Raw genomic sequence first — 740 nt, forward strand, 5'->3', positions numbered from 1 at the left:
CCGGTCAGCCGATCGTGTTCAGCCACGGCTGGCCGCTGTCGGCCGACGACTGGGACGCCCAGCTGATGTTCTTCCTGCAGCACGGCTACCGGGTGATCGCCCACGACCGCCGGGGCCACGGCCGCTCGACCCAGACCGACGGCGGGCACGACATGGACCACTACGCCGACGACCTGGCCGCGCTCACCGCGCACCTGGACCTGCGCGACGCGGTGCACGTGGGCCACTCGACCGGCGGCGGCGAGGTCGTCCGGTACCTGGCCCGGCACGGCCAGGACCGGGTCGCGAAGGCAGCGCTCATCGCCGCCGTGCCGCCGCTCATGGTGCAGACCGACGCCAACCCCGGCGGGCTGCCCCAGAGCGTCTTCGACGACATCCAGACCCAGGTCGCCACCAACCGGGCGCAGTTCTACCGCGACCTGCCCGCCACCGCGTTCTACGGCTTCAACCGCCCGGGCGTCGAGCCGGTCGAGGGACTGATCCAGAACTGGTGGCGCCAGGGGATGATGGGCGGCATCAAGGCCCACTACGACGGCGTCGTCGCCTTCTCCCAGACCGACTTCACCGACGACCTCAAGAAGATCACCGTGCCGGTGCTGGTCATGCACGGCGACGACGACCAGGTCGTCCCGTACGCGGACTCCGGTCCGCTCTCGGCCGAGCTGCTGCCCAACGGCACGCTGAAGACCTACGCCGGCTTCCCGCACGGCATGCCGACCACCCAGGCCGAGACGATCAAC

Annotated in this window: 1 protein-coding gene; it reads left to right on the forward strand. The window is 70.8% G+C overall.

Features of this window, described 5'->3' with window-relative positions; genetic code table 11:
* Positions 1-740: alpha/beta fold hydrolase (locus ACI79A_RS19650; protein ID WP_457085437.1), on the forward strand; the 740-nt coding region annotated here is incomplete at both ends.

The sequence above is a fragment of the Modestobacter sp. SYSU DS0657 genome (assembly GCF_054050925.1).